Source organism: Pseudomonas bohemica (assembly GCF_002934685.1).
Taxonomy (GTDB): domain Bacteria; phylum Pseudomonadota; class Gammaproteobacteria; order Pseudomonadales; family Pseudomonadaceae; genus Aquipseudomonas; species Aquipseudomonas bohemica.
This window is the reverse complement of sequence record NZ_NKHL01000118.1, coordinates 83,196-104,845: the sequence shown is the minus strand read 5'-3', so window position 1 is coordinate 104,845 and position 21,650 is coordinate 83,196. Positions and strand designations below refer to the sequence as shown.

25 protein-coding genes and 1 pseudogene are annotated in these 21,650 nt (G+C 59.5%); 9 read left to right on the top strand and 17 right to left on the bottom strand.

The window, feature by feature from the left end:
* Window positions 1–225: 225 nt before the first annotated feature.
* The gene (locus CE491_RS23455; protein ID WP_110950720.1) at window positions 226–435 is read right to left on the bottom strand and encodes a hypothetical protein; all 210 of its coding nucleotides are present in this window, start codon (window positions 433–435) and stop codon (window positions 226–228) included.
* A 47-nt stretch (window positions 436–482) separates the two neighbouring features.
* Between CE491_RS23455 and CE491_RS23450 the strand changes: the two genes are divergently transcribed.
* Window positions 483–938 carry an HAD family hydrolase gene (locus CE491_RS23450; protein WP_110950719.1) on the top strand — a complete coding sequence of 152 codons (456 nt, stop codon included), beginning with the start codon at window positions 483–485 and terminating at the stop codon, window positions 936–938.
* Between the two features lie 15 nt (window positions 939–953).
* Here CE491_RS23450 and CE491_RS23445 read toward each other — a convergent pair whose 3' ends face one another.
* From CE491_RS23445 to CE491_RS23435, 3 genes are all read right to left on the bottom strand, one after another.
* The gene (locus CE491_RS23445) at window positions 954–1,772 is read right to left on the bottom strand and encodes an ornithine carbamoyltransferase (protein ID WP_110950718.1); all 819 of its coding nucleotides are present in this window, start codon (window positions 1,770–1,772) and stop codon (window positions 954–956) included.
* Between the two features lie 71 nt (window positions 1,773–1,843).
* The gene (locus tag CE491_RS23440) at window positions 1,844–2,338 is read right to left on the bottom strand and encodes a GNAT family N-acetyltransferase (protein ID WP_110950717.1); all 495 of its coding nucleotides are present in this window, start codon (window positions 2,336–2,338) and stop codon (window positions 1,844–1,846) included.
* 4 nt (window positions 2,339–2,342) lie between these two features.
* A complete protein-coding gene (locus CE491_RS23435) occupies window positions 2,343–2,549 on the bottom strand; it encodes a hypothetical protein (RefSeq protein ID WP_110950716.1) in 207 nt (68 codons plus the stop codon).
* A 405-nt stretch (window positions 2,550–2,954) separates the two neighbouring features.
* On the opposite strand from CE491_RS23435, the gene CE491_RS23430 reads away from it, so the two are divergent.
* Window positions 2,955–3,902, top strand: a complete 948-nt coding sequence (locus tag CE491_RS23430) for a TauD/TfdA dioxygenase family protein (protein WP_110950715.1) — start codon at window positions 2,955–2,957, stop codon at window positions 3,900–3,902.
* Window positions 3,903–3,918: 16 nt separating this feature from the next.
* On the top strand, window positions 3,919–4,377 hold the full coding sequence (locus CE491_RS23425) for a GNAT family N-acetyltransferase (RefSeq protein WP_199885229.1): 459 nt from the start codon (window positions 3,919–3,921) through the stop codon (window positions 4,375–4,377).
* A 199-nt stretch (window positions 4,378–4,576) separates the two neighbouring features.
* Here CE491_RS23425 and CE491_RS23420 read toward each other — a convergent pair whose 3' ends face one another.
* Window positions 4,577–5,182: an HAD family hydrolase gene (locus CE491_RS23420; protein ID WP_199885228.1), complete on the bottom strand. Its 606-nt coding sequence runs from the start codon at window positions 5,180–5,182 to the stop codon at window positions 4,577–4,579.
* 109 nt (window positions 5,183–5,291) lie between these two features.
* Window positions 5,292–5,738: an NUDIX hydrolase gene (locus CE491_RS23415; protein WP_110950714.1), complete on the bottom strand. Its 447-nt coding sequence runs from the start codon at window positions 5,736–5,738 to the stop codon at window positions 5,292–5,294.
* Window positions 5,739–5,894: 156 nt separating this feature from the next.
* Here CE491_RS23415 and CE491_RS23410 point away from each other — a divergent pair, with 156 nt between their 5' ends.
* Window positions 5,895–6,464, top strand: a complete 570-nt coding sequence (locus CE491_RS23410; protein WP_110950713.1) for a nucleotidyltransferase family protein — start codon at window positions 5,895–5,897, stop codon at window positions 6,462–6,464.
* A gap of 3 nt (window positions 6,465–6,467) precedes the next feature.
* Window positions 6,468–6,914 carry a GNAT family N-acetyltransferase gene (locus tag CE491_RS23405; RefSeq protein ID WP_110950712.1) on the top strand — a complete coding sequence of 149 codons (447 nt, stop codon included), beginning with the start codon at window positions 6,468–6,470 and terminating at the stop codon, window positions 6,912–6,914.
* A gap of 181 nt (window positions 6,915–7,095) precedes the next feature.
* On the opposite strand, the gene CE491_RS23400 is transcribed toward CE491_RS23405, so the two are convergent.
* Window positions 7,096–7,368: a DUF2790 domain-containing protein gene (locus CE491_RS23400; protein WP_110950711.1), complete on the bottom strand. Its 273-nt coding sequence runs from the start codon at window positions 7,366–7,368 to the stop codon at window positions 7,096–7,098.
* Window positions 7,369–7,853: 485 nt separating this feature from the next.
* Here CE491_RS23400 and CE491_RS23395 point away from each other — a divergent pair, with 485 nt between their 5' ends.
* A complete protein-coding gene (locus CE491_RS23395) occupies window positions 7,854–8,723 on the top strand; it encodes an isocitrate lyase/PEP mutase family protein (protein WP_110950710.1) in 870 nt (289 codons plus the stop codon).
* Between the two features lie 353 nt (window positions 8,724–9,076).
* On the opposite strand, the pseudogene CE491_RS30870 reads toward CE491_RS23395, so the two are convergent.
* A pseudogene (locus CE491_RS30870) lies at window positions 9,077–9,846 on the bottom strand (SDR family oxidoreductase).
* Window positions 9,847–10,095: 249 nt separating this feature from the next.
* On the opposite strand from CE491_RS30870, the gene CE491_RS23385 reads away from it, so the two are divergent.
* Together CE491_RS23385 and CE491_RS23380 are read left to right on the top strand one after the other, a co-directional pair.
* Window positions 10,096–10,476 (top strand): RidA family protein, encoded by a 381-nt coding sequence (locus CE491_RS23385; protein ID WP_110950709.1) that lies wholly within the window; start codon window positions 10,096–10,098, stop codon window positions 10,474–10,476.
* A gap of 204 nt (window positions 10,477–10,680) precedes the next feature.
* Window positions 10,681–12,675: a peptidase U32 family protein gene (locus CE491_RS23380; protein ID WP_110950708.1), complete on the top strand. Its 1,995-nt coding sequence runs from the start codon at window positions 10,681–10,683 to the stop codon at window positions 12,673–12,675.
* Between the two features lie 30 nt (window positions 12,676–12,705).
* Here CE491_RS23380 and CE491_RS23375 read toward each other — a convergent pair whose 3' ends face one another.
* Window positions 12,706–13,035, bottom strand: a complete 330-nt coding sequence (locus CE491_RS23375; RefSeq protein WP_110950707.1) for a hypothetical protein — start codon at window positions 13,033–13,035, stop codon at window positions 12,706–12,708.
* A 296-nt stretch (window positions 13,036–13,331) separates the two neighbouring features.
* On the opposite strand from CE491_RS23375, the gene pcsA reads away from it, so the two are divergent.
* Entirely contained in the window at window positions 13,332–14,051 is a 720-nt protein-coding gene (gene pcsA, locus CE491_RS23370) for a phosphatidylcholine synthase (protein WP_110950706.1), read from the top strand.
* Between the two features lie 112 nt (window positions 14,052–14,163).
* Here the strand turns inward: pcsA and CE491_RS23365 are convergent, their stop codons facing one another.
* The 8 genes from CE491_RS23365 to CE491_RS23330 all read right to left on the bottom strand — a co-directional run bounded on the left by CE491_RS23365 (window position 14,164) and on the right by CE491_RS23330 (window position 21,529).
* Window positions 14,164–14,451, bottom strand: a complete 288-nt coding sequence (locus CE491_RS23365; RefSeq protein ID WP_110950705.1) for a DUF971 domain-containing protein — start codon at window positions 14,449–14,451, stop codon at window positions 14,164–14,166.
* Window positions 14,448–15,431 (bottom strand): HEAT repeat domain-containing protein, encoded by a 984-nt coding sequence (locus CE491_RS23360; RefSeq protein ID WP_110950704.1) that lies wholly within the window; start codon window positions 15,429–15,431, stop codon window positions 14,448–14,450. Before CE491_RS23360 ends, CE491_RS23365 begins: the two co-directional genes overlap by 4 nt.
* A complete protein-coding gene (locus CE491_RS23355; RefSeq protein WP_110950703.1) occupies window positions 15,428–16,276 on the bottom strand; it encodes an ABC transporter ATP-binding protein in 849 nt (282 codons plus the stop codon). Before CE491_RS23355 ends, CE491_RS23360 begins: the two co-directional genes overlap by 4 nt.
* Window positions 16,276–17,052, bottom strand: a complete 777-nt coding sequence (locus CE491_RS23350; RefSeq protein WP_110950702.1) for an ABC transporter permease — start codon at window positions 17,050–17,052, stop codon at window positions 16,276–16,278. Before CE491_RS23350 ends, CE491_RS23355 begins: the two co-directional genes overlap by 1 nt.
* A 106-nt stretch (window positions 17,053–17,158) precedes the next feature.
* Window positions 17,159–18,568 carry an ABC transporter substrate-binding protein gene (locus CE491_RS23345; protein WP_110950701.1) on the bottom strand — a complete coding sequence of 470 codons (1,410 nt, stop codon included), beginning with the start codon at window positions 18,566–18,568 and terminating at the stop codon, window positions 17,159–17,161.
* A gap of 168 nt (window positions 18,569–18,736) precedes the next feature.
* Complete coding sequence (locus CE491_RS23340; RefSeq protein WP_110950700.1) at window positions 18,737–18,982, bottom strand: 4Fe-4S dicluster domain-containing protein; 246 nt, start codon at window positions 18,980–18,982, stop codon at window positions 18,737–18,739.
* Between the two features lie 58 nt (window positions 18,983–19,040).
* Window positions 19,041–20,771, bottom strand: a complete 1,731-nt coding sequence (locus tag CE491_RS23335) for a fumarate reductase/succinate dehydrogenase flavoprotein subunit (protein ID WP_110950699.1) — start codon at window positions 20,769–20,771, stop codon at window positions 19,041–19,043.
* Entirely contained in the window at window positions 20,771–21,529 is a 759-nt protein-coding gene (locus CE491_RS23330; protein ID WP_110950698.1) for a GntR family transcriptional regulator, read from the bottom strand. The genes CE491_RS23335 and CE491_RS23330 overlap by 1 nt, the downstream gene beginning before the upstream one ends.
* Window positions 21,530–21,650: the final 121 nt, after the last annotated feature.

The following is a 21,650-nucleotide window of genomic DNA, read 5'->3' as shown; positions in this document are numbered from 1 at the left end:
AGCCACCAGCAGACTCGTTTGGTCAGGGATTGCCGACGCCGAGCTACTGTGGAAGCGAGTTCATACGCGATGGATCGACAGCGATGTGGTTCGAATCACCGCATCTCGCGTGAATTCGCTCCCCCAGGGCAATGCGCAAAACCGTGTTTCTGCAGCCAGAAATCCCCCGGAGTCTGGTGAACGCCGCGCAGTATCAGGCGCAAAAAACCATAGGCTCACGCCGGCTTATCCATAGGCAGCCACTACATGCACGCTCAAGCGGTTTTCTTCGACCTCGACAACACCCTCACTCATCGTCTGCGCAGCATTGAATCCTACGCGAGCCTGTTCGCTCAGCACTATGCGGCGCAACTGGGTCGCAACGTGCAAGCCTTGATCGCGCAAGTGATCGCCGAACAGGACAATGGCGGTTATCTGCCCGCCGATAGTGTTCATGGGAACATCAGGACAGCGGTGGCGTCGGCTCTTCGCGACCGGCTGCAATGGCGCACGCCCGTCCCAATGGCCGACTTGCGCACCATTGGCTGGAGCATTTCCCGACCCAAGCGGTGGAGATGCCAGGCGCCAACAGCCTTATCAAAACACTGGTGGCGAGGGGTGTAAAAGTCGCGATCATTTCCAACGGAGCCCGGCAATCGCGGGAAGCCACGCTCGCGCATCTTTCGTTCAACCAGCATGTGTCGTTGCTGCTGAGCTCTGAATCCGCAGGCTGCCGTAAGCCCGATCCGCGAATCTTTCTTCAGGCCGCTCAAACGCTGGGACTGGACCCGCAGCAGTGCCTTTATGTGGGCGACCACCCGATCAACGACATTAAAGGCGCGACAGCGGCCGGAATGTCTGCGGTGTGGCTGAGCGGGTTCCATGCATGGCCAGAAGATGAGCCGCCTGCTGCCGTGCGCGTGGAGCGACTGTCGGAGGTTCTGACGCTACTGGGCTGATTTGGCCGGAAAGCATCAGCGGCTCGGAAGCCGGCCCCCTTCAACTCCCAACGCATAAGCCACGATCGCGCGCTGAACATCGAGCAATACGGCCTTCTGCTCATAACCGGCAAACCCCGGATAGCCGACAGGATCCAGCCCCAGCTCCTCGCCTATATTGAACGGCGGCGTCGGGAGCAGCGCCGGCTCACCCAGCGATGCCAGGTTCACGGCGGTGAGCGACCATCGCCGATCGGCATATCCCGCAGGCCATGAGTCGGTTATCAGGATATCAACGTGCCTGTTCACGACGTCTGAGAACCTGACGTTGGGATTTTCCAGGTGGAATCGCGCGTCGCAGAAATGCTCCACGACCATTCCCAATGATTTTGCCAGTTGGTGCCAGGAACTCATGACGTAGGTCACCGGCCCCCAAAGTCCGATTCTGACATCGCGGATGTTTCCGAACCGTGAGTGGATGTAGAAGCCATCCGACAACACCTCGCACGGATGGCCTGCAGAACTCATCGCATTGATCACCGGTCGGGCGCTGGCTTGGGCGAAGTCACGCAACCGTTGGTGATCGGCTTCACGGATCACATAGGCCGAATAAAACGGGTCGAGGTAGCCCGCCAGATCGTAGACACGCTCTCGGGTCTTCAACAGATTGGGAAGTTCGATGCACTCCAGGCCCAGTTGCCTGAATGCCTTGATAAACGTCGTACGGGTGCGAATGCCATTCCCTTCGAACGACCAACCGATATTTCCGGAAACGGCGAGCCCAGGCTGTTGAGCAAGGGCCCAGATGGCAAAGATTTGCTGCGAGGTCAAGTCATCCACAGTGATCAATTTCAAAACAAAAAGCTCCTTGATAAATCACCACAATGGCGGCCTGTTGCAAGCGGATCGAAGCCAGCTAGCAGCCGTCAGGGGGTAAGCCGCATTCTGACGGGATGGTCAATGACACCGGACCCCAGCGTACAGGGCGGCAAATCCTCCACCCATATAAAGGCGAAGCTATCGTAGAGTGATCGGGCGGCGGTGTTGGACTTCAGGACCATCAGCTCGATGGTATGAAAATCCGTATCGCGACAATGTTTGACCACCGCCTTAAGCAAAGCGGCGCCATAGCCACGACGGCGAAAGCCCTGCTTTACCTGCATTCCGAGAAAGCCTATATGGCGGTCGCCGCCCGCTCTGCAGAAACTCTCTGGATAGACAGAAGCATTTCCTACAAGCTCTGCCGCGTGCTCCACCACATACACCGGCCAACCGTAGGCTTCCACCTCTGCCAGGGCCCGTTCGAAAGTTTCGATGGAGGGGGGATTTGTGCGTGCGGGATATTTACCCTCAGCACTGACTTCACAATAAAGCTCAAAAACCGGCTGCACATCATCAAGGCTCACACGTCTGACTTCCATACATTTACCTGCCGAACAAAAGATTGAATTCAGCACTTGCCGGGGCGATGGCTCCGCTAGTTTCAGCCAGCGCAGTCACGCCTGGGCGTATGCCGAGCTGTTTCAGCTGCTCTTGGGTGTAAGCGGTGCGACATTGGTGCCATATCGCCTCAACACGAATGTCGAACGTGGCCTCTGCATCGATGCGTTCGGCACGCCGGATCGTCAGCATCTTTTCTCTCCTGAGTCTGGCCACTCAGGACGGGAACAATAAAAAAGCCCCGTCCATTTCTGGCGGGGCTTGGGTCGATGCTCAATCAATTACACGCACATCGTCCTATGCTCCGCCGAAGGCGAAAATGGAGGATCGAATAATGTGCATACGCGATTGAGTCGTCATTCAGTGATAGTCCGCAGATTTGACAGCAGTGTCAATGCAGACGACGGAAAATAGTTGGCGCGTGGTTTGGCTCCGTTCAGTCATCAATGGAGCGTGTAACTCTTCGTTGATGCCTGTGTCGATGCGCGCTTCTCATAGACCCAAAAAGCAGGGCTGTATGCCTCATCGATATTAGATCAACGCTGATGTAAACCGCATATTGACGTCCCGGAAGATGACGTGAAGCAGGCAAGCAATATGTCAGAAAACATAAGCGTTGAACCCCTTGCGCGACACATCGGGGCGCTGATAACCGGGGTTGATTTGAGGGCGCCGCTTTCTCCGGCACAGGTCACGGCAATTCGTGAAGCACTGGTGCAGTGGAAGGTCATTTTTTTCCGCGACCAGCATCTCAGTCATGATCAACACATCGCTTTCGCCCGTCAGTTCGGTGAGCTGACCGTAGGCCACCCGGTGTTCGGCTCGGTGCAGGATTATCCGCACATATATTCCGTGGCCAAATCGCGTTTCGGAACTCGATTCGAAGGCGCCCGGCTGTTCAAGCCGTGGACCGGATGGCACACGGATGTGACGGCGGCGATCAATCCGCCCACAGCCTCCATTCTTCGTGGCGTGACCATTCCTCCGTATGGCGGCGACACTCAGTGGACCAGCCTGGAAGCAGCCTACGACGCCTTGTCTCCGACGTTACGCGGCTTTCTCGAAACACTGCGCGGCGAGCACCGCTTCACCCCGCCGGAAGGCCAGGCAGGCAAACGCGAATTTCATGATCAGGTCAAAGCTAGGGAACTGGTGAGCCTGCATCCGCTGGTTCGCATCCACCCCGAAAGCGGGCGCAAAAGTCTGTTCGTAAGCCCAGGCTTCCTCAAGCGCATCGATGGCCTCGCACCCCGTGAAAGCGAGCAACTGCTGGCGTTGCTGTTCGAGCATGTGATCCGCCCCGAATTCACCGTTCGTTTCAAGTGGACCGAGGGCGCCATTGCTTTCTGGGACAATCGATCGACGGCGCATCTCGCCCCCAAGGACCTTGCTGACCTGCCCTACGATCGCCAGCTCTACCGCACCACACTGGTGGGCGACGTGCCCGTCGGCGTAAACGGCCTCACTTCCGAGGCGCTGGCAGGCGAACCCGTTCTGGCTTACAAGGTCGATGGTGCTGTAGCACCAAGCGCTGAAACTGCCTGAGGGAGCACGCGGGGCTATGTTGATGCACGTTCGAATCGCGGCGCTCGAAGATGTGCCGGCCCTGATACGACTTTATCGCCACCTCAATCCGTCCGATGATGACGCCGGGTTGGAAGACGCAGAGAGAAGCTTCAATCTGCTCAAAGCCTATCCCGGCAGCGGGATTTTTGTGGGCTGCTACGACGGGAATGTCGTCTGCACCTGCACGTTGATAGTGATCCCGAACATCACGCGCGCAGGTTCCCCCTACGCCCTTATCGAGAACGTAGTAACCCACGGCGAGCACCGTAACAAGGGCTACGGCAAGATGGTAATCGATCAGGCGGTCAAAGCGGCGTGGAACGTCAACTGCTACAAGGTCATGCTCATGACAGGCTCGCAGCGGCCCGCCGTTCACAACTTCTATCGGGCAGCTGGCTTTGAACAAAACAAGACAGGCTTCCAGATCCGAAGAGCGCCGGAACGCAGGTCGTAGCTTTCCGCCTACTGGTTGAGTCCTCTAGACCGAATCGGCAAGCCTCGAAGGCAAGCCTGGCAGAAGCTCGCCAACGCCTGACTCCGGAAACTGCTTCAGTATTGGTAAGCGGCTTCAAAATCACCGGCCTTCGTCAGTCTGAATATGAGTTCGAGCGTATCGTCCATTTTTGTTTGCGCCTTTATCTCTATTGTCTCGATCAGGATCTGCAGTCGTCGTCTTGAGAAAGCGAACTGTCCGGCGTCCAGTGCACCGCCTGCCAGCCCGCTTTGCGGGCAGCACTGACGTTTTCGACGAGATCATCCAGTAGAAGCAGTTCGTGGGCCGGCATGTTGGACAGCGCAGCCGCCGCTTCAAAGAAACGGCTATGCGGCTTTCGGCAACCCATCGCTGCAGAATAGTAGATGCCATCGCAGTGCTGTCCCAGGCCGAGTTCTTCGATGAGGTACGCTGCCCGCAGGTGTTCCTGATTGGTTGCGAGGTACACCTTAACGCCCTGCTCGCGCTGTCGATCCAGATCGGCGATGAGGTTGCGATCAAGCAGTGCATCATGGGCGAACCAGTATTCGATGAAGTCGTGAGGGGACAAGTGTGAGGCAATCCTTTGCAGCACAGGCTTCAACGCGTCCACAAGCCCGAGTTGGCCGGTGATGATGGCCTCCCAATGCGGGGTAAAAAAATGCTGCTGCAGATCAGCCAGCCTCAAGCCAAGGTCAGCTTCGATCGATGAAGACCAGCGCTCGCCATCGGAGGGACGGCCCCTAACGAGGACGCCATCTACATCGACCATCAATGCGCGAATCATGGTGCGTAACTTCCTTTTGTCCAGCGGGTCTGTTGGGTGCGCAACAGCTGTGCGGCATTCTGCGTTTTACCCCACACCTCAGCGCGGACTGCGAGTATTCGATCCGGGATCAGCTCAGCAGCGACAACGACTTCAACAACTCGTAAAGCCCCTCCGGCACCAGAATTCCATCGCTGCGGAAACTGGAGCTGTCTCGCCACACGGCCCTGAACGTCTGGCCATTACTCTCCTGCCCTTCGAGCCACGGCTTTTCGTAAAGCGCTGGATCTTCGAATTGGGCATCGTAAACCTGCACGACTTCGTGGCCGGGCTTGCCCAGATAGGTAAAAATGCTTTCCAGGGTGCCGATCAGCTGGACGTTGCGGATCGGCAGGTCCAACTCCTCACGGATTTCCCGGACGATGGCGTCGATGCTCCGCTCGCCGAATTCGACGCCGCCGCCCAGTGGACGAAACAGCGACTGCTGCTTCACGGGGTCGTGGAACGGGTTGACCAGAATCTTTCCCCGATGATGAAAGACGCAGATGGCGAGGTGGCGGATGCGGGGTTCTGACATGTGTTGAAATCCGTTTTTGGCTGGAGGATGCGTACGGCTGACACTCAGCGACTTGCCCGCTCAGGTACTGTTCTTGCAGTGCTGCATGGCGTCAATAGCGGCAACGGCGCACGCCTCTCCTCGCTCTGCAAAAGCTGCTCCAACCAGGAAAAATTCATGACATTGACTGTCCCCGGCCTTATCGACATCGCGATGTCCAACCCGATCAATGCGCAAATCATCTCGCGACTGCCTTCGTTACACCTGAACCAGCCCATGCTCACCGCAGGCTGTATTTTCCAGGCGATCTGGAACCGGATCTCGGACCGACCCGTTTGGTGGGGCGTGAATGATTACGACGTTTTTTATTTCGATGAAGACCTCTCATGGGAAGCTGAAAACGAGGTCATCGTGGCTGCGCAGGCGCTCTTTCTCGACCTGGGCGTGAAGGTGGAACTGAGAAATCAGGCGCGGGTGCATCTTTGGTTCAGCGACCGGTTCGGTGGCGACTACCCGCCACTGCGGTCAGCGAAAGAAAGCATCGATCGCTTTCTGATCTGTTGCACCTGTATCGGCTTGCATATCGACACCGGCGAGCTCTATGCGCCGCACGGTCTGGCCGAGCTTGAACGAGGCGTTCTGCGCATGAATCCGAATTTCCCTCAGCCTGAACTGTTCATGAGAAAAGCTCAGAGCTATCAGGCGCGATGGGACTGGTTGAGCACGCTGGATCCAGATCGAGGTTGATGAATGAAAATGTTGGACGTCCAGCAGATCGCGGCGCTGCCTGCGCAACTGCGAGTGTTGGAACAGGAGGCAATCACGCAGGGATTCAGGTTTCTCACGCGGTTGATAGCCGAATGGGAATCCGGAGCGAACCGTTTCGATGAACCTGGCGAATGCCTCATGGCCGCCTACCTGAATGAACAGTTGGTGGCGATTGGGGGTCTGTCACGTGACCCCTATCTCCAAGACGACACGGGCCGGCTGCGCAGGCTGTACGTGGCTGACGCAGCACGGGGCCGGAACGTTGGGAGAACCCTGGTGAAGCGGCTGGTGGAGCGCGCCGCTCAACGGTTTCGAGTCGTACGCCTGTCCACCGATACCCCGGATGGAGCAGCATTCTATCTGCGTTGCGGTTTTCTGCCATTGGACGATGCTCACGCAACTCATATCAAGTTTCTGGGCGGCGTATGATAGGGGGCCAGCGAGGCTTTTGAGTCGCGTTGAACCGACCCGCCAGCAATTAAACAAAGCGGTTTCAGGTAGTTGCTGCAATCGAACCTGATGCCTTGACCATTATTTCAGGCAAAAAAACGCTGCATATAAATGCAGCGCCTTGTTTTCAATCTTGAGCATATTTTCAAAGCCGGAATGATCAGCCGTTCTGACGGCCGTAGCCCATAGTGGTGTATTCCAGGTTGTGTGTAACGCCAGCACTATCAACATAAGTCATGTCGGTTTTGACCAAGCCATCGACTTTTTCAGGATCCTGGGCGCTTTTCACGCTGGTGACCTTGGCAACGTCCAGCCCCTTGTGACGGTTATACTGCTCGACCTGCGAAGGCGCGCTGGCAGAAGCGTCGGCCAGCTCATTGGCCGAGGCAAATACGCTGAACAGGGAAAGCGCGGCGAAGGCTAAATATTTCATGTCAATCTCCAGAATGGGTTCGAATCGGTGATGAAGCTGTTTGGATCATAAGCAGGCAAAGTGTGTTAGTTCGTTTGCTTGTGGAGTTGATTGTTGCTCAATAAGCGGAAAAGGGTAAGTATTTAACATCGATAAGAAGTATCGCCGGTATCGATACCCGCGATTATATCTAAATGAGCAATGCTCTTTTTCGTGATCTGTTATTTATTAAATAAAGTTTAACTTCAGATAACTTTTCATTTAACTTTAATCCACAGCCAGGGTGAGCTCGTACCCTGCTGCGAACTTCCCGGCGCCGGCGCAAACGGCACGCCAGAGAGCCAAGCGCCTACAGCGGGCTTTTCCGGGGCGTTACAGGTATGTATCTTGTGCATAGCCCATGCTCAAACGACATAACCTGCGGATTTTCGGCATGTTAGTCTCGCCCCTCATTTTGAATTGGCGCAGATCGTTATCATCGATGATGGCCAGAACCAGGAAACGTCATGTCCAGAATTTCGCACTCCGCTCTGCGCCGCAATTTCCGTGAACTGCTGGCGTCCCAAGGCTGCTTCGAAACCGCCTCCGTGTTTGATCCCATGTCTGCCCGCATTGCTGCGGACCTGGGCTTCGAGGTCGGTATTCTCGGCGGCTCGGTCGCCTCGCTGCAGGTGTTGGCGGCCCCGGACTTCGCGCTGATCACCCTCAGCGAGTTCGTAGAGCAGGCCACCCGCATCGGCCGCGTCGCTCAATTGCCCTTCATCGCTGACGCCGACCATGGCTATGGCAACGCCCTCAATGTCATGCGCACTGTCGTAGAACTGGAGCGCGCAGGTGTAGCGGCGCTGACTATCGAAGATACGCTGTTGCCAGCGCAGTTCGGCCGCAAGTCGACCGACCTGATCACCATTGAAGAAGGCATCGGCAAGGTCAAGGCTGCTCTGGAGGCTCGCGTCGACCCTGAGCTTTCGATCATCGCCCGAACCAACGCCGGCGTGCTGCCCGTTGAGGACATCATCGAACGCACCCAGGCCTATGAAAAGGCAGGCGCGGACGGCATCTGCATGGTCGGGGTCAAGGACTTCGACCATCTGGAGCAGATCTCCGAGAAGCTCAGCGTGCCTTTGATGCTGGTCACCTACGGCAACCCCAAGCTGAGCGACAGTCAGCGCCTGGCGAAACTGGGGGTGCGCATCGTCGTTGCCGGCCATGCAGCCTACTTCGCATCGATCAAGGCTACTTACGACAGTCTGCGCGCCCAGCGCAAGGTCACCCACAGCACCGAAAACCTCAGCGCCACCGAACTCACCCACACCTACACCCTGCCGGAAAGCTATGTGGCGTGGGCCGAGGAGTTCATGGACGTCAAGGAGTGATCCTGACGCGCTGCCCGGTCGGGCTTGCGCTGGCAAATGGCAGGATCGAGCAGGAGGTGGACTTACATCCGCCGTCCTCTCACATCACCGTACGTACGCAACGCGCCCCGCGTGGCGCACCCAATAAAAAACCCGCCGAAGCGGGTTCTTTGCTATCAAGACCATTCCAACGTCCTGTCGGTAGCGTTCCAGGCAAATGGCAGATCGTCCCTGACCTCTGAAGTGCTTCCTGCGCTTCAGTCGATGGATCCAAGTTAAGGCTTTGCAGCCGCGCTGTATACGGCCAGTTTGCTGAACCGCTTGTAAGTGTTTGGCTATAGCCTGCCGAAAGCGCACAGCCGGTGATTCAGGCGTTACACCAACGGATGCTCGGCGCCGTCCATGGTGATGATGGTCCCGGTGATGTAGCGGGCCTTGTCGGACGCAAGGAACAGCACCAGATCGGCGATCTCTTCCGGTTTGGCCATCCGGCCCATGGGGATCTTCTGCACGCTGCGTTCCATGGCCGCGTCCAGGCTGATACCCGCATGGGCCGCATCTGCCGCCATGCCCTCGGCGACGCGGCCGGTTTCGGTCAGACCAGGATTGATACCGATCACCCGCACACCGGACCCCGCATACGCATTGCCCAGGCCCGCCGTCGCCAGCATCAGCGCCGCATTGGCCGAACCGCCCGCCAGATGGATGGGTTTGGCCACCTTGCCACCGGCGCCGATGATATTGACGATCACGCCTTGACCGCGCTCCGCCATGAGCTTGACCACAGGGTCGACGACGTTGATCGTCGAGAAGAACTTGGCGTCCATTGCCCCGCGCCAGAACGCCGGCGTCAGGTCTTCCGGGGGGAGCGCTTCGCCGCGCCGGCCGAGTTGACCAGCACGTCGATGGGTCCGACTTCCAGGTTCACGCGCTGCACCAGCGCCGCCGCGAACGCCTCGTCCGACACATCGGCGGCAAATCCCACCGCACCTGGCAGCGACTCCAGTGCCTTGTCGATATTGGCCTGGGTGCGCGAGCTGATCACGACTCGGGCGCCCTGCGCGCCGAACTGTTGGGCGCAGGCCAGGCCGATGCCTTTGGAGCCGCCGGTGACGAGCACGATCTTGCCATTGAAGCCTTTCATTGACTGTCTCCTCGAGGTGGGCTGTTGAGTACGCAGCTGTTGAGACGCGTGCTGTTTAAAACCGACAGCACCGGCCGACATTACTACATCGGTTCGACCGTTTATGGACCAGCAGGTTAAGCGCATGCCTCGTTGCGCGGTCACAGACCGACAACGGGGTTCAACCGTGGTCGATCTGTTTTATCATGACCGCCTTCACCACGGCGCCGGCCCTCGCGCGCCGTTCAGTCCCCCAGCACAGAGATGTTCATGTCCAGCCAAGACCTCACCTTCCTCCCCGACCCCGATGCCGATTCCATTTCCTCCGACGTTGCCAGCTTCGGCGGCATCATGGTTTCCACCCAGGTTCCAACCCGCGCAGACGGCAGCCTTGAGCTCGGTGGCATCACCGAACAAAGCGAATGTACCCTGCAGGCGCTAAAGGTCGCTCTGGAACGCGCGGGCAGTTCCATGGATCGGGTCATGCATCTGACCATCTACCTGACCGACATGACCGACCGCGCCGCCTTCAACGACGTGTACAAACGCTTCTTCGCCAAACCCTGGCCAGTACGCGCGGCCGTCGGCGTGGCTGCGCTGGCTGTCGAAGGCATGCGTGTGGAAGTCACCGCGATGGCGGCCAGGGGTTAACGCAACTACCCACTGCATCTGCCGCAGCACCGCTTGCCGCCGGAGTCATCCGAGTCGCCGCCGGCAAGCCGGACTGCCACAGGGTTTGGCATCTTGCGCGCCAACTCGGGTTATCTTTGCCGCCACCGGGCAGCCCATGGATGTCGCTCGCACGTTTCGCCGCTACAATGCGCGCCTTGACCGTGACGATCCGACTAAAAAAACATGTCCCTACCCAAGCATCACCTGGAATTGCTCAGCCCTGCCCGCGATGTGTCCATCGCTCGCGAGGCCATCCTGCACGGCGCCGACGCCATCTACATCGGCGGCCCAAGCTTTGGCGCGCGCCATAACGCCAGCAACGAGGTGAGCGACATCGCCGAACTGGTGGAATTCGCCCATCGTTATCACGCGCGGGTGTTCACCACGATCAACACCATCCTCCACGACAACGAACTGGAGCCGGCACGCACGCTCATCCACCAGCTGTACGACGCCGGTGTCGATGCGTTGATCGTCCAGGACCTGGGCGTGATGGAACTGGATATTCCGCCGATCGAACTGCACGCCAGCACCCAGACCGACATTCGCACGCTGGAACGGGCCAAATTCCTCGACCAGGCCGGTTTCTCGCAGCTGGTTTTGGCTCGCGAGCTGAACCTGCAAGAGATTCGCGCCATCGCCGACGAAACCGACGCGGCGATCGAGTTCTTCATTCACGGCGCGCTGTGCGTAGCCTTCTCCGGCCAGTGCAACATTTCCCACGCCCAGACCGGACGCAGTGCCAACCGGGGTGATTGCTCTCAGGCCTGCCGCCTGCCCTACACCTTGAAAGATGACCAGGGCCGCGTCGTCGCCTTTGAAAAACACCTGTTGTCGATGAAAGACAACAATCAGAGCGCCAACATCCGCGCTCTGGTCGAAGCCGGTGTGCGCTCGTTCAAGATCGAGGGGCGCTACAAGGACATGGGCTATGTGAAGAACATCACGGCCTACTATCGCCAGCGTCTGGACGATGTGCTTGAAGACCGTCCTGACCTGGCCCGAGCCTCCAGCGGCCGCACGGCGCATTTCTTCCTGCCCGACCCGGAAAAGACCTTTCACCGAGGCAGCACCGACTATTTCGTCACCGATCGCAAGATCGATATCGGTGCGTTCGACACCCCGACCTTTACTGGTCTGCCAGTAGGCATCGTGGAAAAAGTCGGCAAACGAGATCTGCAAGTGATCACCCATGATCCGTTGACCAACGGCGACGGCCTCAACGTGCAGATCAAGCGTGAAGTCGTGGGTTTCCGCGCCAACATCGCTGAACCCAAGGGCGAGTTCGAAGAGGACGGTGAAAAGCGCTACCGCTACCGCGTCGAGCCCAACGAAATGCCAGCCGACCTGCATAAGGTCCGCCCCAATCACCCGCTCAATCGCAACCTTGACCACAACTGGCAGCAGGCCTTGCAGAAGACCTCGGCCGAGCGCCGCATTGGTCTGTCATGGCTAGCGCGCTTGTGTGAAGAGCGCCTGGAACTGGTGGCCACCAGTGAGGAAGGCATCAGCGAGAGCGTCGTGCTGGAAGGTCCGTTCGGCGTAGCCAACAAGCCGGAACAGGCGCTGGAGCAATTGCGCGACCTGCTTTGTCAGCTCGGCACCACCCAGTACCACGCCACCGACGTCAAGCTGGATGCGCCGCAGGCGTTTTTCATCCCCAACTCACAGCTCAAAGCCTTGCGCCGCGAAGTCATCGAAACCCTGACTGCCGCTCGTGTCGCGGCTCATCCACGCGGTGGCCGCAAAGCCGAAACCAGCCCACCACCGGTATACCCGGATTCGCATTTGTCCTTCCTGGCCAATGTCTACAACCAGAAAGCCCGCGATTTCTATCACCGCCACGGCGTCAAGCTGATCGATGCAGCGTACGAAGCCCACGAAGAAGCAGGCGAAGTGCCGGTGATGATCACCAAGCACTGCCTGCGATTCTCCTTCAACCTGTGCCCGAAACAGGCCAAGGGCGTCACCGGTGTACGCACCAAGGTGGCACCGATGCAGCTGATTCATGGCGATGAAGTGCTGACGCTGAAATTTGATTGCAAGCCGTGCGAGATGCACATCATCGGCAAGATGAAAGGCCACATCCTTAACCTGCCTCAGCCTGGCAGCGCTCCGGTGGTAGGCCACATCAGCCCTGCCGACCTGCTGAAAACCATCCCCCGGGCAGCGCACTGATACAACATCGAGCGCGCCGCAAAGGCGCGCTTACCTGCGCGCCAGTTCATGCCGAGTGCAGCCTTCGTAGTAAACCTGCCTGACACTCTCGGGCCGCAACCGCGACGGGCTGTCATAGGTCTGTTCAGCGATCCCCAGTGCGCTCATGCGCATCCACTGCTGGGGAAAGTGCCGGGCCTGGAGCTTTTTGCGCGCCCCGTACAACGTCAACCCGGAGAGTTTGTACTGCTGCGCCGTACCGGCAATGCCCGCACCCCACGTGCAAAGGTCGCGCTCATTCTTGCTCAGATCCCGCGCAAACGCTGAATTCGCCAGGCCCGTCAGTACGCAGAACGCCACAGCAAACTTGATAATCCGCATGCAAATCCCTGGCTAACTCTCTGAAAGAGCGCAGATTCTGCCGAGATAAGAATGAACCGGGGGCCAGCAAAATGCCTTATTTCGTCAGCAGCCGACCGGTGACACGTTTTGCGTGCGCAGACAACGATGGCAAAATCACAATTGAGTAACGAAAGATTGCGCCGCCTGCTACCGTGTAGGGGTGACAGGTGAACCTTATCAGCCGATAACCGGTCGATAGTTGCACCGCTGGTCAGGCCCACGATCCCCCCTGTGGCGAATCGATCTGGTCAGTTTTATTTTCAGAAGGACCGTCCATGATTCCAATTCAACGTATCGCCTGGCTCAAGGCATGGGGCGCCCATGGTTTCACGGCCACCGGCGTCGTCCTCGCTTTCCTGGCGACCATCGCCCTGTTCGACAACCAGCCCAAGGCCTGCCTGCTCTGGCTGGGCATTGCCCTGATCGTCGACGGGCTGGACGGCTCTCTGGCCCGCAAGGTCAACGTGCAATCGGTGCTGCCGCATTTCGACGGTTCGGTACTCGACTTGGTGATCGACTACCTGACCTACGTGTTCATCCCTGCGCTGTTCATCTATCGCTACATTCCGCTGCCGGATTACACGCTGCTGCTGACCATCTCGATCATTCTGGTCTCGTCGCTGTTCTGCTTCTGCAACACCGAGATGAAGAGCAAAGACAACTACTTCCAGGGCTTCCCGGCGGCGTGGAACGTGGTCGCGCTGTGTGTCTACATCCTTTCGCCAGCTCCCTGGTTGACATTTATCACGGTCATCTGCCTTGCGCTGCTGACCGTGACCCGGATGAAATTCCTGCATCCGTTTCGGGTGCGCCGTTTCATGCCAATCAACATCGCGGTCACCAGTGTCTGGTTTCTGTGCAGCTTCCTGCTGGTGATCAATCACCCGTATAACGGCTCATGGGTATTGAGCCTGTGGTTGGTGATGTCGGCGTACTTCCTGGGCATCTGCATCTGGCGCACGTCGCTGGAGTGGATCGACAAGGCGCGGTTCTGATCCCGGCTCTCTGACTCAAACGAAAAAAGCAGCTTTATTTGGGCTGCTTTTTTGTGGCTGAAGGCATTGTACGAGCTGTCCGGAATTCATCTTTGGGCGCGCATCGCGTCCTCTAATCGCCTGCCAGTCCCGCCAGATACGCCCACGGATAAATCCCCCGCTGATGCCCGTCGCTGAACATCAGTTGCAGCCCATATCCCTGCGGGCGAACCTCCACCAGCTGCAACGACGATGCGACCACAGGCTTCATCCCGCGCAGACGAAACGCCCGGCATTGTGAGCACGGACATTGCTCGCGCAATAGAACATGAGCGATGTGCTGCTCGCTGCCATCCTGCCAGGTCAGACGCAGCTGCTGCCGCTCACGGGAATTACCGATGGAAACCGGGGCTGGGATCATTGCAGCTGCGCCAACGCGATACGCACAGCCTTGCGCACTTCCGGGTCGCCGTCATGCTCCAGTTGCGACAAGGCAGGCCGGGCGCGGTCGTCACCCAGCTCCCCCAGCGCCAACGCTGCTTCCTTGCGCAGGTTGCTGATGCTGTGAGTCAGCGTTTCAACCAGTGGCCACAGCGCTTCGGGGTTGCGCAGGCGACCCAGGCTGCGAGTGGCGCGCAGACGAACTTGCCAGTACTCGTCCGCCAGCGCCTCAACGAGCGCAGGCACCGCGTCCTGATGCCCAACCTTGCCGAGGGTGGTCGCCGCTTCCTCCCGCACCTGCCAGGCGTCATCACCCAGCGCCTTGCGCAATGCCGGCAACACCTGTGCACTGTTGGCCAGACCCAGCGCTCCGGTGGCGGCGCGGCGCACTTCACTGTCCGGGTCATCGCTGGCCAGGATCGCGAGGGTATCCAAAGCTTCGTTTTTTTTGAGCCAGCCGAGCACACCGACCGCTTCGCGGCGCACCCCGGCATCTTCATCCGCCAACGCCAGCAACGCGGCAGGTGCTGCATCCTCCAGACGCAACTCGCGCAAAGCGCGAAACGCCGCAGTGCGCACGCCGATGTCTGCGTGGGTGGTCCAGGGCAGGATCACTCTGCCCGCCTCGGCCGTCTTCAGCACGCTCAGGCTTTGCGCGGCGGCGTCGCGCACCGAAGACTCAGGATCGGTCAGCGCCTCACACAGCGCTTGCACCACCTCAGGCTCTTCCCAGGCTTCCAGCAAGGCGGCGGCCTGCGCACGGACGTCCTCGGCCGGGTCGCGGGCCAACCGGTCGGCCAGCCAGATCAAGCCCTCGGGCTCTTCCAGATCGGCCAGTTCGATCAGCGCGATTCGGCGTACGCCTGCGTCGGCGTCTTCCAGCCTGGGCCGTAAGGCGAGGATCTGAGGGTGGTCGATGCTCTGGAGATCGCCGGTGAATAGAGTCGTAAATTCAGTCATAAGGCCAGTCGCAGTCCGTGGTGATCGTTGGGTAGCCCGAGGGGATTGAGCCGAGGCAGCTGCCGACCGTCCTCATGGTGCAGCAGTTCGAGGCAGTGACGCTTGAGGCGCGAAAACTCCGGGCGCGTCACCAGCTCGGTGCTTCTCGGGCGCGGGAAATCCAGTTGCAGGTCTTCGATGAAACGCCCCGGGCGCGAACTCATTACCAGTATCCGGTCGGCGAGAAACAGCGCCTCGTCGATGTCATGGGTGACGAACACCACCGTGGTGCGGATCCGGGTCCAGATGTCCAGCAACAACTCCTGCATCTTCATCCGAGTCAACGCGTCGAGGGCGCCGAAAGGCTCGTCCATCAGCAGCAGGCGCGGACGGTTGATCAGCACCCGGGCAATCTCCACCCGTTGCTGCATGCCACCGGAGAGTTGATCCGGCCAATGCCCGGCGAAGCCTTCCAGCCCCACCAGTGCGAGCATCTCGTCGGCGGCGGCCAGTCGCTCGGCCTTGCCCACGCCATTCATCTTCAGACCGAAGGCGACGTTTTCGCGCACGCTACGCCAGGGAAACAACGTGTGCTGCTGGAACACTATGCCTCGCTGGGGCGATGGCCCTTGTACCGGAAGACCATCGACCTTGAGGCTGCCCTCGACAGGTTGCAGATGCCCGGCCAGCGCGCCCAGCAAGGTCGACTTACCGCAACCGGATGGCCCGAGAATGCAGACGAACTGGCCGGACTCCACCTGACAATCCAGCGCCTGCACGGCCCGAAAAGCATTCTGCCCTTCGCCCAGAGCGATCGTGATACCGCTTATATCGACGCGGCCAGCCGGGTGGGTTGCGACGTTCATCAGGCTTTTCCTCGTGTTCGGTGCCAAGGGGTGAACAAATGGCCCAGGCGCTTGACCAGCAGGCTGCTGCCCATGCCCAGCAGGCCAATCAGCAGCATGCCGACAACGATGTCGGCGTAGTTCTGGATGGTGTACGACTCCCAGGTGTAATACCCGATGCCGAATTGTCCGGAGATCATCTCGGCGGTCACCAGGCAGAACCAGGACGTGCCCATGCCGATGGCAAGACCCGTGATGATGCTCGGCGCCGCGCCGGGAAGGATCACTTCCAGCAAAATCGCTCGCCGCCCCGCCCCGAGGCTCCTTGCCGACGCGATGAGTCGTGGGTCAACAGCTTCCACGCCATGCACGGTGTTGAGCAGGATCGGAAACAGCGCGCCGGTAAAGGTGATGAACACCATGGACAACTCGGACGACGGGAACATCAGGATCGCCAGGGGAATCCACGCCACCGCCGGAATCGGCCGCAACACTTCAAGGGGCGGCAGCAACAAGTCTTCGGCCCAGCGCGAGCGCCCGATGATCACCCCCAGCCCTACCCCGATCAGCAGCGCCGCGAGATAGCCTGCGAATACTCGGCTCAGACTGGCACTCAGGTGCTGCATCAGCCTGCCGGAATCCACCAGCCCCACCGCGGCCTGCACCACCGCCAGCGGCGTCGGCACATTGATGAAGGTCACCAGCCACAGGTTCCAGTGATTGCTGGCTGCCAGTTGCCAGAACAGCAGGCAAAGCAGCAAGGAAAAGATGCGTGGAATCCAGCGCGACGCAAGCATGGATGTTTTCTCCTGGGGGTTCCTGTTGTTGCAGGAGCGCGTTTGCCACGATCGTGATTGCATCACAGACGTGTGGTAATGCGGGCAGACGCGCTCCTGCAACGAATCAGCGGCTGGCGACGGCGGCCTGAGCGCTGGCGTCGTTGAAGTCCAACACCTTGCCACCCTGCGCCTGCGCGAACTGCTGCGCCTGGCCCTTGAGCAGGAACGCACTGAGGCGGCCGCTGCCATCGCTGGCAAACCAGGCCTGATTGGCCAGCAACTTGATTCCGCTGTCTTCGGCCTGGGCATACACCGCCCGCACTGCCTTGCCTTCTTTGTTCAGCGCTTGCAGCGCGGTGAATGCCGACTCGGCCGAAGCGTAATGGCGGACTTTTGGCTCGCCCTTGACCCAGATTTCCGCAACGTGAGTGAAGTCGGTGATCGGCTTGCCTGTGAGTGCGTCGTTGGCCTGCAAAGGTGCCTGAGCGTAGTTCGCCAGTTGCGCGGTGTAGTCCAGGCCCGACGCCTTGTATGCGGCGCGAATGTACTGATCGTCGATGAAGGTGTTCAGATCCAGCCCGCGGTCGGCCTTCTTCAGCAATTTGAGGGTGTCGATGGCGGTGCCGACGGCCTGGCGATATTCAGGTTTCCACGTCAGGTCGCGGGTTTGCAGGCCAAGCGGCCCGTGGAACAGGTAGTTGACTTCAGCCTCGATACCCGTGACTTTCTCGATCAGCTCGCTGTACTTCTCAGGCTCGGCGGCCAGCAGCTGGTTCGCTTCAATGCCGGCGCGCAGGTAGGCAACCACCACTTCCGGGTATTTTTTCGCGTAGCTCTCATCGACCAGCGCGCCGTGGAAGGTCGGGCTGTTGGATTGCGAACCATCGTAGATCTTGCGCGCGAAACCGCGATTGGGAAACAGCTCGCCGAACGGCACGAAGTCGGCGTGGGCGTCGATCTTGTCGGCCTGCAGCGCGGATCCCGCGACTTCCGGCGCCTGAGCGATGATGTTGACGTCCTTGAGCGGATCCCAACCTTGAGCGGCCACCGCGCGCAGGAGCATGCCGTGGGCAGTGGAGGCGAATGGCACGGAAATGGTCTTGCCCTTGAGGTCCGCAAGCGATTGCGCGGTGGACGCAGTCGGCACGACGATGCCGTTGCCGCTGCCCTTGATGTTGCCCGACAGCACGCTGATGAACAGGCTGTGCTTGCCAGCGGTCTCGAACGCCACACCGTTGAATGCCCCGGGGAAGTCGGCCATGGCGCCGAAGTCCAGCTTGCCAGCGACCATTTCGTTGGTCAGTGGCGCGCCGCTGGTGAAGTTCTTCCATTCGATCTGATACTGCGCATCCTTGTATTTGCCATCGTGGGGCAGATACTTATCGAGCAAGCCCAGTTCGCGAATCAGCAAGCCGCCGGCTGCGCAATTGATGGTGGTGTCCTGAGTGCCGATGGCAATCCGGATGGTGTCTGCCTGTACCGACAGGGTCAACGAAGCCAGCACGAAGCCGGCCAGAGTGGCGCGCAATAACATGGAGTATCCCCTCGAATCATTTATAGGAAGTCGTCTCCGCCGCGATCTGGCGCGGTGGGAAACGAGGGGTGGTGCTTGAGCGTCCGAACGTTTCACTCACGCAGGTCCGGATGGCTTTGCGGGCGCGTCTACCATCGGCGGCAGGCGCGACTCGCGATGACGCAGCGTTCAACGCAACAGGTACGGGATCTCGACCTTGACGGCGCCGGTCGGGCAATCCTTCTCGCAGGGCATGCAATACCAGCATTCGTCGAACGCCATGTAGGCCTTCTGCGTCGCGGGATTGATGGCCAGCAGGTCCATCGGGCAGACGTCGACGCACACCGTGCAGCCCTTGTCGGCGATGCACTTGTCCTCGTCCACGGTGACCGGGGCGTTGGAACGGAAGAAGATTTCCTGGGGCTGATAGGCCATTTCACGGTGTCCCTGGCGCGTGTCGCGCTCTCTGTATAAAGGTGGCTGAAGACGGATCTCAGGCCGCGTCGGCGCCGACGCGCAGGCGGTCGTAGGCAAGCATTTCCTCGGCATCGAGCGCCACGATGTAGGGCTCCACCGGCTTCTTGAAGCTGGCCATGCTGCCGTCTTCGGCTTTTTTCAGATGGGTGTGGCAGAACCAGTCGCGGTCGTTGCGCAGCGGATGATCGACGCGATGGTGGTACAGTCCCCAGCGGCTTTCGGTGCGGTACAGCGAGGCCCGCGCGGCCATTTCCGCGCAATCGCGAATCACGCTGACTTCCATCGCGCGCATCAATTCGTGGGCGTTGCTGGCCTTGAGTTGATCGAGGTCGCGTTCGATATCGGCAAAGCGCTGCAGGCCGATCTGCATCTTCCTGGTTACTTTCGGCGGCTGCAGGTAGTCGTTGACCAGGCGCCGCAGTTTGTACTCAACCTGCGCAGGCGGCAGACCGTGTTCGCGATCGAGTGGCGCATAGACCCGCGCCTGCTCGCGCTCGATCTGCCCGGCATCCACTTCAGTGAAGCCTCGCTGGGCGACATAGTCCGCCGCGTTATTGCCGGCGAACCAGCCGTAGGTGAAGGCACCCAGCATGTAGTTATGCGGCACCGCCGCCATGTCGCCAGCCGAATACAGGCCCTTGACCGACGTCTGCGCGCGCTCGTTGACCCACACGCCCGACGCCGAATGCCCGCTGCAGAAGCCGATTTCCGAGATGTGCATTTCCACCATCTGGCTGCGGTAATCGGTGCCGCGATTGGCGTGGAACTGGCCGCGACTGGGACGCTCGTTGCTGTGCAGGATTTGCTCGATGTTCTGGATGGTTTCTTCGGCCAGGTGATCGAGTTTGAGGAACACCGGGCCGTTGCCGCTCTCCAGTTCCTGATGGAACTCCCACATCATCTGGCCGCTCCAGTAGTCGCACTCGATGAAGCGTTCGCCCTTGTTGTTGGCGGTATAGCCACCCAGAGGGCCCGTGACATAGGCGCAGGCCGGGCCGTTGTAGTCCTTGATCAGCGGATTGATCTGGAAGCACTCCAGGTTCGCCAGTTCCGCTCCGGCGTGATAGGCCATGGCGTAGCCGTCACCGGCGTTGGTGGGGTTTTCATAAGTGCCCATCAGATAGCCCGACGATGGCAGCCCCAGGCGCCCGGCCGCGCCACAGCACAGAATCACGGCCTTGGCCTTGATCACATGAAAGTCGGCGGTGCGACAATCGAAACCCATGACCCCGTTCACCGCGCCTTCTGCATCGGTCAACAAGCGGGTACACACCACGCGATTGGTAATGGTCACCCTCGCCCGCTTCAACTGGCGATAAAGAACTTTCTTGATGTCGTGCCCTTCCGGCATCGGCAGCACATAAGCGCCCATGTGATGGACCTTCTTGACCGCGTAATCGCCGGTTTCGTCTTTCTCGAACTTCACGCCCCAGCGATCCAGCTGCTCGATGGTTTCAAAGCTGTGGGTCGCGTAGGCATAAACGGCTGCCTGATTGACGATGCCGTCGTTGGCGATGGTGATTTCCTTGGTGTACTGCTCAGGCGTCGCGTGGCCCGGAATAACGGCGTTATTCAGACCGTCCATGCCCATGCTGATCGCCCCGCTGCGCTTGACGTTGGCCTTGTCGATCAACAACACCCGCAGGTCGCGATTGCGCTCCTTGGCCTTGATCGCGGCCATGGGACCGGCGGTGCCGCCGCCAATCACCACGATGTCGTATTCCTGCTCGAGCACTTGCCGTGTCATCACTGAGCCTCCCGGTGACGGTCGATCCGTAGGCGGTACTGGAACGCATCGCCTCGGTAATAGAGGTGTTCGAAGTCCACCGGCTGGCCGTCGGCGGTATGGGTCAGACGCTCGATGCGCATGATCGGCGAGCCGGTCTCGACATCCAGCGCCTGGGTCAGGTCGCTGTCCGCCAGCACGGCGTCGATGGCGAGGTCGGCATGCCCCAGCGAAAGGCCGCAGTCGTTTTCCAGGATCAGAAAGATGTCGCGGGTCACCAGGTCGGCGCTTTCCAGGCGTTCGCCCAGATGTTTGGGCAGCCAGGTCACTTCCAGGGAGATCGGCTCTCGGTTGATCAGGCGCACGCGGCGAATTTGCGTAACGATCTCACCTTCGGCGACGTTCAGACGCTCGGCCACCAACTTGTCGGCGGGCACGAAACGAAAGCTGCGCAAGCGGTTGATTACCTCGTAACCACGCCCGGTCATCGACTCCGCCAGACCTTGCAGGGTGCTGACGTTCTGGAATGCCTTGGGCTTGGAGACGAATGTGCCCTTGCCGTGGATCTTGAAGATCAGCCCCTCCTTCTGCAGATCGCCCAACGCCTGGCGCACGGTGATGCGACTGACCTTGAACGTCGCGCCCAACTCGCTTTCCGATGGCATTTGGCTGTCCGGTGCATATTCACCGTCGAGGATTCGCCCGCGCAGCAAATCGCGCAGTTGGCTATGCAGCGGCACACTGGAAAGAGGCGACAGAGTCCTGGCTGTTTCGGTCATTGGCATCACTTGTCATAACGAGTTATGACGTGATCTTAAATAGCTTGAGCTGCGGTCGGGAAATACCGATTGGGAATAAGGTTAGAGCCTTAGACCAGATGGGCTCCTGTAACACGCTGTT

What these genes read in the sequence shown, in the direction of transcription:
- CE491_RS23455 (WP_110950720.1), bottom strand. Translation starts at nt 435, where the DNA reads ATGAACACTATCGGCGGGCAGATAACCGCCATTGTCCTGTTCGGCGAT.
- CE491_RS23340 (WP_110950700.1), bottom strand. Translation starts at nt 18,982, where the DNA reads ATGGCCTATCAGCCCCAGGAAATCTTCTTCCGTTCCAACGCCCCGGTC.
- CE491_RS23415 (WP_110950714.1), bottom strand. Translation starts at nt 5,738, where the DNA reads ATGTCAGAACCCCGCATCCGCCACCTCGCCATCTGCGTCTTTCATCAT.
- CE491_RS23335 (WP_110950699.1), bottom strand. Translation starts at nt 20,771, where the DNA reads ATGACACGGCAAGTGCTCGAGCAGGAATACGACATCGTGGTGATTGGC.
- CE491_RS23330 (WP_110950698.1), bottom strand. Translation starts at nt 21,529, where the DNA reads ATGACCGAAACAGCCAGGACTCTGTCGCCTCTTTCCAGTGTGCCGCTG.
- CE491_RS23385 (WP_110950709.1), top strand. Translation starts at nt 10,096, where the DNA reads ATGTCCAGCCAAGACCTCACCTTCCTCCCCGACCCCGATGCCGATTCC.
- CE491_RS23375 (WP_110950707.1), bottom strand. Translation starts at nt 13,035, where the DNA reads ATGCGGATTATCAAGTTTGCTGTGGCGTTCTGCGTACTGACGGGCCTG.
- CE491_RS23345 (WP_110950701.1), bottom strand. Translation starts at nt 18,568, where the DNA reads ATGTTATTGCGCGCCACTCTGGCCGGCTTCGTGCTGGCTTCGTTGACC.
- CE491_RS23380 (WP_110950708.1), top strand. Translation starts at nt 10,681, where the DNA reads ATGTCCCTACCCAAGCATCACCTGGAATTGCTCAGCCCTGCCCGCGAT.
- CE491_RS23430 (WP_110950715.1), top strand. Translation starts at nt 2,955, where the DNA reads ATGTCAGAAAACATAAGCGTTGAACCCCTTGCGCGACACATCGGGGCG.
- pcsA (WP_110950706.1), top strand. Translation starts at nt 13,332, where the DNA reads ATGATTCCAATTCAACGTATCGCCTGGCTCAAGGCATGGGGCGCCCAT.
- CE491_RS23450 (WP_110950719.1), top strand. Translation starts at nt 483, where the DNA reads ATGGCGCACGCCCGTCCCAATGGCCGACTTGCGCACCATTGGCTGGAG.
- CE491_RS23425 (WP_199885229.1), top strand. Translation starts at nt 3,919, where the DNA reads ATGTTGATGCACGTTCGAATCGCGGCGCTCGAAGATGTGCCGGCCCTG.
- CE491_RS23395 (WP_110950710.1), top strand. Translation starts at nt 7,854, where the DNA reads ATGTCCAGAATTTCGCACTCCGCTCTGCGCCGCAATTTCCGTGAACTG.
- CE491_RS23435 (WP_110950716.1), bottom strand. Translation starts at nt 2,549, where the DNA reads ATGCTGACGATCCGGCGTGCCGAACGCATCGATGCAGAGGCCACGTTC.
- CE491_RS23365 (WP_110950705.1), bottom strand. Translation starts at nt 14,451, where the DNA reads ATGATCCCAGCCCCGGTTTCCATCGGTAATTCCCGTGAGCGGCAGCAG.
- CE491_RS23350 (WP_110950702.1), bottom strand. Translation starts at nt 17,052, where the DNA reads ATGCTTGCGTCGCGCTGGATTCCACGCATCTTTTCCTTGCTGCTTTGC.
- CE491_RS23405 (WP_110950712.1), top strand. Translation starts at nt 6,468, where the DNA reads ATGAAAATGTTGGACGTCCAGCAGATCGCGGCGCTGCCTGCGCAACTG.
- CE491_RS23355 (WP_110950703.1), bottom strand. Translation starts at nt 16,276, where the DNA reads ATGAACGTCGCAACCCACCCGGCTGGCCGCGTCGATATAAGCGGTATC.
- CE491_RS23440 (WP_110950717.1), bottom strand. Translation starts at nt 2,338, where the DNA reads ATGGAAGTCAGACGTGTGAGCCTTGATGATGTGCAGCCGGTTTTTGAG.
- CE491_RS23420 (WP_199885228.1), bottom strand. Translation starts at nt 5,182, where the DNA reads ATGATTCGCGCATTGATGGTCGATGTAGATGGCGTCCTCGTTAGGGGC.
- CE491_RS23360 (WP_110950704.1), bottom strand. Translation starts at nt 15,431, where the DNA reads ATGACTGAATTTACGACTCTATTCACCGGCGATCTCCAGAGCATCGAC.
- CE491_RS23400 (WP_110950711.1), bottom strand. Translation starts at nt 7,368, where the DNA reads ATGAAATATTTAGCCTTCGCCGCGCTTTCCCTGTTCAGCGTATTTGCC.
- CE491_RS23410 (WP_110950713.1), top strand. Translation starts at nt 5,895, where the DNA reads ATGACATTGACTGTCCCCGGCCTTATCGACATCGCGATGTCCAACCCG.